General features: G+C 34.9%; 18 protein-coding genes and 5 tRNA genes. 22 read left to right on the forward strand and 1 reads right to left on the reverse strand.

The features are described 5' to 3' along the window. From COU51_05010 to COU51_05095, 18 genes are all read left to right on the forward strand, one after another. Positions 1–833, forward strand: an 833-nt coding sequence (locus tag COU51_05010; protein ID PIR66217.1) for a hypothetical protein, incomplete at its 5' end; no start/stop codon positions are given. A gap of 134 nt (positions 834–967) precedes the next feature. Continuing rightward, positions 968–1,043 (forward strand) — tRNA-Thr (locus COU51_05015). Positions 1,044–1,050: 7 nt separating this feature from the next. Continuing rightward, a tRNA-Met gene (locus COU51_05020) sits at positions 1,051–1,126 on the forward strand. Between the two features lie 50 nt (positions 1,127–1,176). Beyond that, positions 1,177–1,261, forward strand: a tRNA-Tyr gene (locus tag COU51_05025). Position 1,262: 1 nt separating this feature from the next. Continuing rightward, positions 1,263–1,336, forward strand: a tRNA-Val gene (locus COU51_05030). 63 nt (positions 1,337–1,399) lie between these two features. Then, the gene (locus tag COU51_05035; protein ID PIR66218.1) at positions 1,400–2,071 is read left to right on the forward strand and encodes a hypothetical protein; all 672 of its coding nucleotides are present in this window, start codon (positions 1,400–1,402) and stop codon (positions 2,069–2,071) included. Positions 2,072–2,377: 306 nt separating this feature from the next. Continuing rightward, entirely contained in the window at positions 2,378–2,533 is a 156-nt protein-coding gene (gene rpmG, locus COU51_05040; protein ID PIR66219.1) for a 50S ribosomal protein L33, read from the forward strand. Between the two features lie 141 nt (positions 2,534–2,674). After that, positions 2,675–2,748: transfer RNA gene (locus tag COU51_05045), tRNA-Trp, on the forward strand. A gap of 365 nt (positions 2,749–3,113) precedes the next feature. Then, positions 3,114–3,338 (forward strand): hypothetical protein, encoded by a 225-nt coding sequence (locus COU51_05050; protein ID PIR66220.1) that lies wholly within the window; start codon positions 3,114–3,116, stop codon positions 3,336–3,338. Between the two features lie 311 nt (positions 3,339–3,649). Beyond that, positions 3,650–4,096: a hypothetical protein gene (locus COU51_05055; protein ID PIR66221.1), complete on the forward strand. Its 447-nt coding sequence runs from the start codon at positions 3,650–3,652 to the stop codon at positions 4,094–4,096. Positions 4,097–4,109: 13 nt separating this feature from the next. Continuing rightward, entirely contained in the window at positions 4,110–4,427 is a 318-nt protein-coding gene (locus COU51_05060) for a hypothetical protein (protein PIR66222.1), read from the forward strand. Positions 4,428–4,433: 6 nt separating this feature from the next. Further along, the gene (locus COU51_05065; GenBank protein PIR66223.1) at positions 4,434–4,805 is read left to right on the forward strand and encodes a hypothetical protein; all 372 of its coding nucleotides are present in this window, start codon (positions 4,434–4,436) and stop codon (positions 4,803–4,805) included. Positions 4,806–5,065: 260 nt separating this feature from the next. Next, positions 5,066–5,335: a hypothetical protein gene (locus tag COU51_05070; GenBank protein PIR66224.1), complete on the forward strand. Its 270-nt coding sequence runs from the start codon at positions 5,066–5,068 to the stop codon at positions 5,333–5,335. Positions 5,336–5,688: 353 nt separating this feature from the next. Then, positions 5,689–6,276, forward strand: coding sequence for a hypothetical protein (locus COU51_05075; GenBank protein PIR66225.1), 588 nt, complete (start codon positions 5,689–5,691; stop codon positions 6,274–6,276). A 257-nt stretch (positions 6,277–6,533) separates the two neighbouring features. After that, positions 6,534–6,926: a hypothetical protein gene (locus tag COU51_05080; protein PIR66226.1), complete on the forward strand. Its 393-nt coding sequence runs from the start codon at positions 6,534–6,536 to the stop codon at positions 6,924–6,926. Between the two features lie 351 nt (positions 6,927–7,277). Continuing rightward, the gene (locus COU51_05085) at positions 7,278–7,568 is read left to right on the forward strand and encodes a hypothetical protein (protein ID PIR66227.1); all 291 of its coding nucleotides are present in this window, start codon (positions 7,278–7,280) and stop codon (positions 7,566–7,568) included. A 204-nt stretch (positions 7,569–7,772) separates the two neighbouring features. Then, positions 7,773–8,291, forward strand: a complete 519-nt coding sequence (locus COU51_05090; GenBank protein ID PIR66228.1) for a hypothetical protein — start codon at positions 7,773–7,775, stop codon at positions 8,289–8,291. A 197-nt stretch (positions 8,292–8,488) separates the two neighbouring features. Then, positions 8,489–9,094, forward strand: coding sequence for a hypothetical protein (locus COU51_05095; GenBank protein PIR66229.1), 606 nt, complete (start codon positions 8,489–8,491; stop codon positions 9,092–9,094). 578 nt (positions 9,095–9,672) lie between these two features. On the opposite strand, the gene COU51_05100 is transcribed toward COU51_05095, so the two are convergent. Continuing rightward, positions 9,673–10,149, reverse strand: coding sequence for a hypothetical protein (locus COU51_05100; GenBank protein PIR66230.1), 477 nt, complete (start codon positions 10,147–10,149; stop codon positions 9,673–9,675). A gap of 175 nt (positions 10,150–10,324) precedes the next feature. Here COU51_05100 and COU51_05105 point away from each other — a divergent pair, with 175 nt between their 5' ends. From COU51_05105 to COU51_05120, 4 genes are all read left to right on the forward strand, one after another. After that, positions 10,325–10,744 carry a hypothetical protein gene (locus COU51_05105; GenBank protein ID PIR66231.1) on the forward strand — a complete coding sequence of 140 codons (420 nt, stop codon included), beginning with the start codon at positions 10,325–10,327 and terminating at the stop codon, positions 10,742–10,744. Positions 10,745–11,149: 405 nt separating this feature from the next. Beyond that, positions 11,150–11,443, forward strand: coding sequence for a hypothetical protein (locus COU51_05110; GenBank protein ID PIR66234.1), 294 nt, complete (start codon positions 11,150–11,152; stop codon positions 11,441–11,443). Between the two features lies 1 nt (position 11,444). Further along, positions 11,445–11,768: a hypothetical protein gene (locus COU51_05115; GenBank protein PIR66232.1), complete on the forward strand. Its 324-nt coding sequence runs from the start codon at positions 11,445–11,447 to the stop codon at positions 11,766–11,768. A 184-nt stretch (positions 11,769–11,952) separates the two neighbouring features. Then, a complete protein-coding gene (locus tag COU51_05120) occupies positions 11,953–12,522 on the forward strand; it encodes a hypothetical protein (GenBank protein PIR66233.1) in 570 nt (189 codons plus the stop codon). Positions 12,523–12,924: the final 402 nt, after the last annotated feature.

Below are 12,924 nucleotides of genomic sequence, written 5' to 3' on the forward strand. Positions count from 1 at the left end.
TTATACGCAAGTCTTTGAGTATAAGTTTGATTGATATCGAAAAACAAGTTTCAAAAACAAAAAAAATAAAAGATACTATACTTGCCTCGCGTTTTAATAGATTATTGAAAGAGCGTGGTAAAAAACCAAAAGAATTGTTAAAAGGCGCAACAGGAAAATTAAAAAATTATTTTGAAAAAACCGTAGACAAACTAATTGAAATTGAAAAAAAGTCTACAAGAACTTTAACAAAAGACGTAGAAAAACCAAAAGGAAAAAAAGATAAGCAACAAGAAAAAATAGATGAGCTTATGAATGAAGCGTCGAATTTGCGTGAAGTTGCAGAAGACTGGAAACAGGTAGAGGGAAAATATGTAGAAATTTTGAAGTTAGACCCAAAGAATATTGACGGGTATAAAGAACTGGCAAAACTTTATTTAGAAAATAATAAAGTTTTTGAATCTCGCCAAATATTGGAATTTTTATTGAAGCTTGGCGTTGAAGATGCTGATGTTTATATAAATTTAGCAAATCTTGCATGGGAAGAAGATAATTTGGACGAAGCAAAACAATATTATATAAAAGCGCTTTCAATTGATGGCACAAAAGTTATTGCCCGAATGAATCTGGGACTCATATACAATCAGTCGGGAGATAAGGATTCTGCCATTCAGCAATTTAAGGCTGCGATGGAGCTTGAGCCAAAAAATCCAAAATATCTAGATCTATTGATTGAGTCAGCCATAAAAATAGGAGATATGGATCTTGCTAAACAGGCGCTTAGCAATTTGCGAGCCGTTAATCCGGAAAATAAAAAAATAAAAGAATTTAAGGAAAGGATACAGCAAATATAGGTTGGCGTTTAATATTTAAAAAGTGCAATTTATTGATTAGCCAGCGTCTATGCGCTGGATTTATAATGGCAAACTAACCAAACTTGATATTTTTTTATATTTGTGATACAATACTTTTTAGTCTAGAGTTAAATGCCATCTTAGCTCAGCTGGTAGAGCAACGGTTTTGTAAACCGTAGGTCCGGGGTTCGAACCCCCGAGATGGCTCCATTTATATCGCGGGGTAGAGCAATTGGCAGCTCGCAGGGCCCATAACCCTGAGGTTACCGGTTCGAGTCCGGTCCCCGCAACCAAGCCTGTCTCTTATTGATAGAAAATAGGTGATAGACTTGGTTTTTTAGGAGGGTAGGTACCTAAGTGGTCAACAGGGGCAGACTGTAAATCTGCTGGCTCCGCCTTCGCAGGTTCGAATCCTGCCCTACCCACCAGGGGCGATTAGCTCAGTTGGTTAGAGCGCTACCCTTACAAGATAGAGGTCGTAGGTTCGAATCCTACATCGCCCATTTGTTTTCATATTCGAACAGGTATATTATACTATAAGTATATAATACTTGAAGAGTTCGAATATGAAAATGAACGAAAAACAAAAAGCAAGAGAATTGCGAAAACAAGGATTGTCGATGAATGAAATAAGAAATAAATTGAAAGTCTCAAAAAGTAGTGTGAGTATTTGGGTTCGTGATGTTGAGTTAACTGAGAGACAAAAACAAGAATTGTCCAAAAAAGGAATCAAGACAGAGGTTGTCGAGAAGCGCAGAAATACTAGACTATATAGGGAGAGGATACAAAGACAGACAGTTGTAAATAAGGCAAAGAAAGATATTACTAAATTTTCAGAAAAAGACTTGTTTTTAACCGGAGTAGTGTTTTATTGGGCCGAGGGTGGAAAAACCCAGCGTGGTCTTGTGAGATTTTCCAATGGCGATCCGAACGCAATAGAGGTAATGATGAAATTCTTTAGAAAGACTTGCGCTGTTCCAGAGAAAAAATTCAGAGGACACATTCATATACATTGTCATTTAGATGTAAAAAAAGCGGAAAAATATTGGTCAGAGGTAACAAAAATACCAATTAAGCAGTTTTTTAAAACATATAATAAGCCCAATAAATCAAGCAAAAACACAAGAACTTCTTTACCCTATGGAACATTTGATATTTATGTTTGCGATACAAAACTATTCCTGAAATTAAAAGGTTGGGCAGAACGAGTGCACGAATTAGTAACATTAGAAATTTAATTTTGCCGTTGTAGCTCAGTTGGTAGAGCAACTCCATGGTAATTCATAAAACTTGCCCACTCTATCGGAAACTTTAGGGTGAATCCCGAATAACGGTCAAAGGCCTGGCATGAGGCAGAGACCGTGGCCGACAAAATCGGCCCGAACGACTGACAAGGGTGGCTAAGTCCGTCAGCTGACGGATACGCCAAAGATACAGTCTAATCCTCTAATATATGCCAAAAAAATAGAGGTGCAAATGAAGGAGTAGGTCCGCGGTTCAAATCCGCGCAACGGCTTTGTTTATAAAATAAAATAATAAAAAATATGTCTCAAGACAACCTAATAAAATTGGAGTGTACAGAGTGTAAAAGAATTAACTATCATACTTCAAAAAACAAAAAAAAGCTGAAGAATAGGATAGAGTTGCAAAAACACTGCAAATGGTGCAAAAAACATACATTGCATAAAGAAACAAAATAAAAATATTATTGCATCGTTGTCATTGCGAGGAGTTTTAGTCCCTGAGCTTGTCGAAGGGCAAAAGCGACGCGGCAATCTCCAAATTTAACGGCTTTACCCCTTGAGCCGTTAAATTATATCTAATATCATTTATTTATATAGGGGGGTGTGGTGAAATGGTATCACAAGGGTCTCCAAAACCCTTGTCGTGGGTTCGATTCCTACCACCCCTGCCAAAGGGACTCCGATTTTCGGGGTCTTTTTGATTTGGGGGATTTGTGGTAGGATTAGAATATAAAAAATGATCTCACTTAATTACAAAGGTGGTGTCTGCAAAGCACACCTTTGTATATTTATTTAATTTTGCGGTTTTGGCACGCAATGGTTAAATTATACCCTCACCACAAACACATACTCTTTATTTACCATAATTCTGGTTCTAATTTATCACGCCATCGGCGGGACATCCTCTACTATGGTCTGTAGCAAAAAACTTCTCTGAAATAAGAGGAGTTTTTTGATGGGGCAAGTAGGAAGTAGAACTATTGACAAAATATAATTTTTATGATATTATTTCGACAGTATTAAAGGAGAAGAAGAAATGGAAAAAATCACACGTGAAGATATCGTGAAAGAAAGAGATGCTATCAAAAAACAACGTCGTGAAATTAATGAAAAAATTGAAGAAATAACGGCTGAGCTTCGAACGGAACTTGGAAAATTAGATGAGGCTTCCACGGCTTTAATAAAAAAGTGTCCTTTTCATCATTTTACCAATGCATATCAACGGTGTGAATATTGTGGCGCCATAGCATTGCCTGCATAGTATTATCATCTGAGCCTTCGGGCTCTTTTTTATACTCTCGCCACAAAGATATACTCTTTATTTAGCATAATTTTGGTTCTAACGTCGTGTATTATGGTCTGCCAAAGGGACTCCGATTTCGGGGTCTTTTTGATATGGGGAATTTGTGGTAGGATTAAAATATAAAAAACGCGCGGGTCTTTTTATATACAAAGTCTGGCTTTGCAGACACCACCTTTGTATATACTTATAACAATAGGTATACTAAAAGTAAGAAACAATAAATAGTGCGCGGAGTAGAGGGGTAAAAAAATTAAAACAAAACTATACATATGAAAATATCACCTCAAAAAACATTATTACTACTTCAAACCATGTTTATTGGCTTATTTTTGTTCCTCTGTTATTTTTTCGGTGATGCAATCTTTAAATATTCAATAGAATACACAGAGCTATTCCTCGTATTCATAGTTAGTGCAGTTATTTTTATCACGCTTACATCACTATATTTTTTAGGACTGTCAATATTTAAAAAATCATTCAAAAATTTAAATAAGGTATTAAGATTTTTTTCTTACTTTCTGATAATAGTGATCGGTAGTATAGTTTTTCTAAAAGGTGGTTTTTGGATATATGAGTATGGCATACTAACAAATATATATAGTATGTTGTGGCAATTAAGGGAGACTATGAGTACTTCTCCTGTATATCCTGCGCTATTGGCTACGCTTGTAGCCATAATAACAATCAATAAAAGAATTGATTATGCGGTAAAATAATTAAATTATAAGTATGAAATGTGAACTGTGCGGTTGCGAGTTGATATTAAAAAACGAAAAACAATATGGAACAAGTGGCGCGGAATGCCACATATCAAGGCACCACTTTTTCCCTAAAAGATTTTTAAAGCTTTTTGATAAAAAAGAGATTAAAAAATATTTTAATATAGAAGATAAAAACGAGAAAGCGGTTTTGTGTTATGATTGCCACGAGGAGATGATACATAATATAGTTTTAACTCCTCAGATTATCAAAAAATTTGGTAAAAAAATGAAAAATAAAAATATAAAAGAACGCATTGTGATTTTATATAAACAATTATTAAAGTAGTGATATATGGAAAGCGACAAACGTAAGGATTATATTATAGAAATGATTATAAAAGTTTTTATCGTTGTTTTTTGTGCATGGATAGGAATATTTGTGCTTATAGATTCGTGGGAAGATAGATTTAGAATAATAGCAGGAGGAAGGCTCTTTTCTCTTTTATTATCTTGGGTTGGTATTTTTATTTTTTTAATAGCTTTGTTATTCTGGTTAGCGGAGCCAATATTTAAAAAACAAGAAGAAAAATGGAAAAAATTGAAAGCTAAAGAACTTAAAAAAGAAATAGATGATATAGAAGCGTTGCCTAATAAAAAACGCAAGAAAGCGTGGAAGGAGTATAAAAAAATAAAGATGCAAGCCAAAGAAAGATCTGATAAGTAGTGTGTGAGGTTGTGGGGTAAAATAAAAAGATAAAAATATGTTTAATGCTTTTAAAAAATTATCGGGTGATATTGGGATGGCTTTTAGTGTGCCTTTTCCTATCTATAATAAAAATTATAAAAAAGTGCACATCTATACAATGGTGTGCCTTGCAGACACCACCTTTGTATATACTTATAACAATAGGTATACTAAAAGTAAGAAACAATAAATAGTGCGCGGGGCGGTGGGGGAAATACTATGAAATAAAAAATATTTATATGTCTATAATAAACAAATTATTTAAACGCAAAGAAAAAAAAGAGGCCGTTGTCTCAACTGAGCCAGATAATTTTGAGATTATGGAGTGCCCATCCTGCCATTCTCAAAAAGTATCCGCGCAATTTTATACTGATTCTAAATCTGAAAAGGGGACAGGTGGAACTATGAAATTAAAAAATGTTTGTGGAGCGTGCGGACATACTTGGGGTGAGACGGATATAGACGAATCCGAATTGTGTATTTTACCAAAACCCTTTAACAATAAATAGTGTGTGGGGCGGTGGGGTAAATTATAACTTCACTACTCCCGGTCTTAGATCTGGGATATAAATATGTCCTGTTTGCCGTTGTATGATTGTTCTAACGTCCTCTACTATGGCCTGTTCGAGAATCTCTCTTAGTAAAATAAGAGGGATTTTTGTTTCTAACTTTGTCATACCCACATGAGAATTTTAAGGGAGGTTAGAACTAAAAAATATCCACAAGAATAAAACAGCTTAATGTTTATATAAAAAAAATAGCTTTATTTTTAACTATTGACAAATTATTATAATATGATATTATAATAGCATAAACGCCTCATCCAGCCTTCGGGTCCGATGAGGTTTTTAATTAAAATAATATGTCCAAAATACTTTTTATCGACGGAGAAAATTTTTTGAGAAAATTAGAAGAAGTTTTCAAAGAGAATAAAATTAAAATTTCTGATTGGCGAAAATTTGATTTTAATGGTTTATTTAATAAAGTTTTAGAGGGTGTAAAAACAGATAGACGTATTTTTTATTTCGCAAAATTAGTTTCACATCCTGAAACGGAGAAAAAATCAAAGGAGTTAATTGAAAAACGTAGATTATTGAAAGCGCACCTTGAAAGCAAAAAACAAAATTTTGAATTTATAATTGCAGGTAGAGTTCGTGGACAATACGAGGGCAGGGGATTAAAAAAGATTTTAACATTCAAAGAAAAAGGTGTTGATGTAAAAATTGCTGTTGATATGGTCGTTTGGAGCTGTGATAAAAAATTAAAAATGGCTATCTTGGCAAGTTCAGACTCAGATTTGCAACCAGCTATTAAAGAATTAAAAGACAGAAAAATAGAAATAGTTTATTTAGGATTTGAAAATACTCCAAATAAAGGATTAACCTATACCACAAATAAGACAATTTTGATTAGAAATTCAGAGATATTATCTCATTATTCTGAAGAATAATAGTTTTCCGCCCAAGGCGGATGCGCCTGGGGCGCATAACATCCTCTACTATGGCCTGCCAAAATAAACACACCAATGAATATACCACGGTATGTTCATTTTATTTACAAGGGTAGCGTCTGCAAGGCACACCATTGTATATAGAAAGCGGGGTCTTTTTGATTTTGGATGAGCTTTTCGTTATGAGAAATTAAAAAATGAAATATTGACACAGCGGTAGACTTTTGCTAAGCTGTCCGTAGAGAAAACAAAAGGAGATGAAGGTGGTATCAGAAAAAGGAAATATTCTTTTTGAGCTGGATTGCCATAAATGGACCGAATATCCACAACCCTGTGCCATATGCTCTTATTCAAAAAAAGAGGCGGTACAGCATTTTATGGTGTGCTCCATTTGCGCACTTAGACGTTACGGGCCATTGGCTTGTCATGGAAATTATCATTATTTTGAATATGGGCACCCTGACGGCGTAAAATCGGAATATATTCCCCCTTGTAAAATAGAACCACCGCCTGATATCGGCGTTATAGATGTGGTACGCGTTTGTAACACTTGCGGAAGTAACATTGATCATTTTCCATCCGGAGACTGCCATCAGCCCGGTAGTAATAATTATCAGGAGATAAAATTTTGTCGAAGACTAAAGTGGTAAAAATTCAATCCAGACGATTATCACAATAGCAACCATAAAAGGTTGCTTTTTTATACCCTCGCCACAAAAATATAATCCTTATTGACATACTAAAAATTATTATGTATTATTGTTTTATTGTTAACCCTTGTGTTATAATAAATCTATGATTAAAAAAATTATACAATCTATTAGGATGGGCAAAAAACGAAAAGAGACCCCTTCAATAAGAATGGACAGGCATTTGCTTGAAGAAAAGGTTAAAAAGGGAACTGATATGGCGATTCGCGAGTATCGCGACGTTTTTATAAAACTGGCCGATTACGATCGGACCTAATTTTTTATTTTGTGAACTATTTAGATGCGGATTTAATGGAAAAAATGTGCCACCGATTAGCGGTGGCGGTTTTTGATACGAAAGATGATCCAATTGCTCTTTTCCAAGAACATTCAGAAGAAAAGCTTGATGCGGCATTAAATCTGCCTCGCCAAACTTTTGACGGAAAAGATTTGTATCCTACTATTGTTAATAAAGCCGCTATTTTGTTTTATGCAATTAATAAAGCTCATGCTTTTCAAAATGGAAATAAAAGAATTTCCACCGCCTCTCTAATGGTTTTTCTTTATATCAATGAAATGTGGCTTGATGCCGGCAAAAATTAAATTGTCCAAAAAACCCTTTTTATAGCCAAATCTGAAACAAAAAAGAAGGATAAAATTATAGAGGAAATTTCGGATTGGCTAAAAAAACATCTTGTGCCATTAAGCACTATGGAAAAAAATTAAATTTTGCCTTCAAAGGGACTCCGTTTATCGGGGTCTTTTTGATTTGGGGGATTTGTGGTAGGATGATATGAGGAGGTGAAAATGTTAAAATCGGTGTATGAATTAATATTGCCCATTGCTAAGCCAATTGCTATCAAGCGCTTACAGGAACAAGAAAAGCAAAGCACAATTTATGAGCGACTTAAAATTGCAAACGTAATGGTTCTTTTAAAAATTGTTGCCCTTTATAAATATATTACAGACAAGAATTATCGCCAGGATTGTATTCAAGCTGGAAAAGCACGCAAACTCCTTTATAACATTAAAGATGATGCGGAAATGTTTACCCATCTACTAATCAGCGAATGGATACAAGTTTTGTGTATTACAGCAAGAAATTCTGGTAAGTTAAGTATTTCTTTATTAGATAATTGTATGCTACCGGTAAGTGGTCGATTGGCAGAATATGGCGAATTATCACAATTTTTTAATCTTCAGGTATTTACAATGGAAGATATTCGCCAAATTCTATGCGAAGCCAAAAAGTTACTTCCTGAAAGACAAGCTTTACCCAAAGATTTAATTAAATATCTTGAGCTTTCCAATATCAGTGTAATTTAATAATATCTCGGGAAAAACCGAGATTTTTTGTTTGATAAAATTATAATGTTTATTTTACTTCATTTTGTTTATAAATAGGTTCTAACCTCGTTCAGTATCTTTTGTGGCAAAAAACTTCTCTAATCCGCCGGCTGGCGGAAAGAGGAGTTTTTGATGGGGCAGGTGGGAATTAGAACTATTGACAAAAGGAGCAAAAAATGATAAACTTGGACTATCGACCAAGGAAGGAGGATATAATGCCCTTTGAAAAAACTATTAAATTTTTATACCGTATTTTTCAGCCAGCAAAGATTGAGCCGATTGCGCCGTTTCAGACAGAAAAAGAATTGCGCGCGAGAGAAGAAATGGAAAAACTGTATGCCGAACACCGCAATCTTGATGTTGGAACTGTTCTTGTGACGCTCATAAAAATTCATCGAGATTACGGAGAACTTCCGTTTTATCCATATCACCCCATTTTCTATCCCGTAAACAGCGAAAAAAGCTTGATGCTCTATGACATAATGAGATTTATCGCACACAATCCGACTCTTTCCGTAGAACACGCAGCTTGGTTGGTGCAAATGCTACACTGGAAAGAGATTAAAAATTGTAAAGATAGCAGTGTTAGATTTCGCATATTACAAGCGATCTCCAAATTCCCAAATAGAACATTTAGAATAGACTTAGAGTTGCACTTGTGCTATTTGATAATAGAAAGAACAAGAGAAGCGATGGGCACTCACTATTACGCAGGGCTTTGCGAGGAAATCACAAAATCGGAAAAGTTGATTGCTCTTTACGAAAAAGCTGAAGGAGGATAAAGTGCAATACTTCAAAGTTACGGACAAAAGAAGCGGCTTGGGGCGAAAAATTAAATGTCTTTGCGGCCATAAGTTTAAGCTGAAAAAGGGCGTTAGAACCCGTCTTGATTCCTGCTGCGACCCGCACGATACTGAGCATCTCTGGGAAGTCCGATGTCCGAAGTGCAAAGAATGGGCAACCATTGAAGACGGCTAACTGTTCTACTGATATTCTCCGCCCCGTGCGGAGAATTTTTTATACTCCCGCCACAAAAATATAATCCTTTTGAGCTATTATTTTAGTTCTAACATCCTCTACTATGGCCTGTTCGAGAATCTCTCTTAGTAAAATAAGAGGGATTTTTGTTTCTAACTTTGCCATACCCACGTGAGAATTTTAAGGGGAGTTAGAACTAAAATATCCACAACCATAAAATAACCGAATATTTATATAAAAAAATAGCTTTATTTTCAGCTATTGACATATTAAAAAAATATAGTATAGTATAAATAAGCTTGTGGGGCGTCAGCCCTATTCGGCTAAATACATAAGCCGAAGGCAAGCTTGCAAAAATACCGCTTTACTGCGGTTTTTTTGTTTAGTCCTCCTCTGGATTGCCTTTCATTGTTGTTATAAATTTTATATCTCTGTGCTTATTCGTTGTCCAAGCTGGAACTATGCTCCAAAAATGTATAGACCCATTGCCGATTTTTCTAAGAATTACTTTTATTTTTCTGCCCTTAATAATAGCAATAATTCCCCAGTATTTTACCGCTTTAGATTTTTTAATTTTCTTTTTATGACTTTTAACTACAACCTCTTTTACCGACTCTTCAAATTCTTGAAAAGTGGTTGTTATTTTTATCAATTCGCACACCAAAGGCAGAAGTTTAAACCTCATTATTTGAGATGACCTTTCTCTTTCAGAACGAGGATTATTATAAACAATATGATTAAATCCTTCTGAGTTAAAATATACTTTTTCTTTAAAAAGAGGACAAAAGATAGTTCCTATATCATTATAGAAATTTTGAGCGTCCTCTCTTAATTTTTCGTAGTTTGATATATCGTCCATATTCTATAATTTTATTATTTTAATAGCTTTTGGTCAAATAATGTTTGTAGGCTTTGGTTCTAACATCCTCCCGCCCCAGTTTTAGTAAAAACTTGGGAGGGACAGGTCTACTATGGCCTGCCATGAAAACCAGCGCATTGCTGGTCTTTGTGTTTGTTGATAAAATGTAATTATTATGAAAGTATATAAAACAAAATCATCTAAATATTCGGGTACAAAATATAGCGAAGTATATAAACCCGCTTTTGTTTATTATAAAACAATAAAACGCAAATCAAAAAGAAAATCATATATCAAATCGGCATATTTTAAAAAAGATAAAATATTTTTAGAACTATTTTGGAAGCGCATATGGGACAATAATAATTTATCGGATAAAACTAGAAGGTTAAAATATTTTAAGTGCGGAGTAGAATTGATAGAAAACTCAAAATTCGAACCAATTTCTAAACAAAATGTTAATCGTTCTAATGAGATACTTCATCGGTTTGCAGGCACTACAAAACAAAATGATTTATTTTATGTTCATATTAAGGAAGATAAGAAGACAGATGAAAAGTGGTCAATGTCAATTTTCCCAATAGAAGACAAATAACAAAAAAGAAGACTCTCCGCCAGCTTGTGGTATATAAACCACGGCCGAAAATCTTCTTTTCTGAAAGTTCTTCGCTAAGTGTGGTATATAAACCACGGGCCAAAAACTTTCTTTCATATATATTATACCATATTTTAATTTTTGTCAAGTATACCGTATTTTAAGCTTAAATTTATAAAAAACATAAAATATTTTTATTGACTGTGGATAAAATTAGCAAAATTCTGGTTCTAACATCCCTGCCGGCAGGCAGGCTTCTACTATGGTCTGCCAAAGGGACTTCGTTTATCGGGGTCTTTTTGATTTGGGAGATTTGTGGTAGGATTAAAATATAATAAATAATATTTTTATCCTATGGAAATAGAGATCGTAGATAAGCCAATTAATAATAAATATTTAACTGAAATGGCAGAAAAGCGATTTGGCGACTTAGTCAAGGCGGTTATTGATATAGAAAAAGACATTATGGCTATCGGCGGGGAATTACACGCGGATGAAGAGCAAATATTATTAGAGCAGGATTCAAAACAAGAAAATTTGTGGGGCATAAATTTGTATCCCAGTAAAACGGGCGAAGATTTTATTGAATTTGATTCAATGATAAATATTAGACCAAGGCAAAATAATCGTTCGCGCGGGGTTGAGGATAAAGATATTCAGAAAAAAATCGCGGAGATTGTTAAAAAATTGATTAAATAATATGAGATATCAACATCAAAAATTAGCCGATGGCGGATGGCAAAAACTATCTTTAGCGGAACAATTGGGAAATATCGGAAGCGAGACAAACAGGGCATTAAATTGGCGCGATAAAAACAAAGAAAATTTTGAAAATGCGATTTGGCGGGCTTTAGAATTGATTGACTTAACAATCGCCGATCCGCGTTGGAAACGACGGCTCAAAGAAATTTTACGTCTTCGCGAGGTGCTGTGTGATACGGTCTTTGGCGATAAAGAATATGGTGATAATTTGAAAGGGATAAATGATTATTTATTTAATTTTGCGGTTTTGGCGCGCAGTTAAAAGATGGTCTGTATCAAAAAACTTCTCTAATCCGCCGGCTGGCGGAAAGAGGAGTTTTTTGATTTACCCTGTTAAATATTGCCCGAAAGGCATTTAACAGGGTGGGGCAAGTGGGAAGTATAACTATTGACAAGAGTGGCAAAAAATGATAAACTTAGACTGTTAACTAAGGAAGGGGAAGATTATGCTCTTTAATAAGGTTATCCAATTTTTTCGTCGTATTTTTCAGCCGGCAAAGATTAAGCTGATTGCGCCGTTTCAGACAGAAAAAGAATTGCGCGCGAGAGAAGAAATGGAAAAACTGTATGCCGAACACCGCAATCTTGATGCTGGAACTATTCTTGTGACTCTCGTGAAAATTCATCGAGATTACGGAGAACTTCCGTTTTATCCATACCACCCCATTTTCTATCCCGTAAACAGCGAAAAAAGCTTGATGCTCTATGACATAATGAGATTTGTCGCACACAATCCGACTCTTTCCGTAGAACATGTAGCTTGGTTGGTGCAAATGCTAAACTGGAAAGAAATTAAAAATTGTAAAGATAGCAGTGTTAGATTTCGCATACTTCAAGCAATATCCAAATTTTCAAATAGAACATTTATAATGGATTTGGAATTGCACTTGTGCTATTTGAAAATGGAGAGAACAAGAGAAGCGGTGGGCACCCACTATTACGTCGGACTTTGTGAGGAAATTACAGAATTAAAAAAGTTGATTGCTCTTTGCGAAAAAGACGCCGAAGGAAGATAAGATGCAACACTTCAAAGTTTCTGATAAAAGGAGTGGCTTGGGGCGAAAAATCAAACGTCTTTGTAGCCATAAATTCAAATTGAAAAAAGGCGACAGAACTCGTTTTGATTCCAGCGGCGACCCGCACGATACTGAGCGGCTCTAGGAAGTCCGATGTCCGAAGTGCAAAGAATGGGCAACCATTGAAGACGACTAATTATTCTACTGATATTCTCCGCCCCGTGCGGAGAATTTTTTATTTTATACCCTCGCAAAAAAAATATAATCCTTTTGAGCTATCACCTTGGTTCTAACGTCGTGTACTATGGTCTGTGGCAAAAAACTTCTCTGAAATAAGAGGAGTTTTTTGATGGATGCATGTATAAATAATCAAGTTAACAATGCACCACTTTGTTAATTACT

This window comes from Parcubacteria group bacterium CG10_big_fil_rev_8_21_14_0_10_36_14, from assembly GCA_002772895.1.
GTDB lineage: Bacteria > Patescibacteriota > Patescibacteriia.

Coding starts and splice junctions, on each gene's coding strand:
- COU51_05070 (PIR66224.1), top strand. CDS start 5,066: ATGTCTATAATAAACAAATTATTTAAACGCAAAGAAAAAAAAGAGGCC.
- COU51_05035 (PIR66218.1), top strand. CDS start 1,400: ATGAAAATGAACGAAAAACAAAAAGCAAGAGAATTGCGAAAACAAGGA.
- COU51_05120 (PIR66233.1), top strand. CDS start 11,953: ATGCTCTTTAATAAGGTTATCCAATTTTTTCGTCGTATTTTTCAGCCG.
- rpmG (PIR66219.1), top strand. CDS start 2,378: ATGTCTCAAGACAACCTAATAAAATTGGAGTGTACAGAGTGTAAAAGA.
- COU51_05075 (PIR66225.1), top strand. CDS start 5,689: ATGTCCAAAATACTTTTTATCGACGGAGAAAATTTTTTGAGAAAATTA.
- COU51_05050 (PIR66220.1), top strand. CDS start 3,114: ATGGAAAAAATCACACGTGAAGATATCGTGAAAGAAAGAGATGCTATC.
- COU51_05055 (PIR66221.1), top strand. CDS start 3,650: ATGAAAATATCACCTCAAAAAACATTATTACTACTTCAAACCATGTTT.
- COU51_05110 (PIR66234.1), top strand. CDS start 11,150: ATGGCAGAAAAGCGATTTGGCGACTTAGTCAAGGCGGTTATTGATATA.
- COU51_05090 (PIR66228.1), top strand. CDS start 7,773: ATGTTAAAATCGGTGTATGAATTAATATTGCCCATTGCTAAGCCAATT.
- COU51_05060 (PIR66222.1), top strand. CDS start 4,110: ATGAAATGTGAACTGTGCGGTTGCGAGTTGATATTAAAAAACGAAAAA.
- COU51_05085 (PIR66227.1), top strand. CDS start 7,278: ATGGAAAAAATGTGCCACCGATTAGCGGTGGCGGTTTTTGATACGAAA.
- COU51_05105 (PIR66231.1), top strand. CDS start 10,325: ATGAAAGTATATAAAACAAAATCATCTAAATATTCGGGTACAAAATAT.
- COU51_05115 (PIR66232.1), top strand. CDS start 11,445: ATGAGATATCAACATCAAAAATTAGCCGATGGCGGATGGCAAAAACTA.
- COU51_05095 (PIR66229.1), top strand. CDS start 8,489: ATGATAAACTTGGACTATCGACCAAGGAAGGAGGATATAATGCCCTTT.
- COU51_05100 (PIR66230.1), bottom strand. CDS start 10,149: ATGGACGATATATCAAACTACGAAAAATTAAGAGAGGACGCTCAAAAT.
- COU51_05080 (PIR66226.1), top strand. CDS start 6,534: ATGAAGGTGGTATCAGAAAAAGGAAATATTCTTTTTGAGCTGGATTGC.
- COU51_05065 (PIR66223.1), top strand. CDS start 4,434: ATGGAAAGCGACAAACGTAAGGATTATATTATAGAAATGATTATAAAA.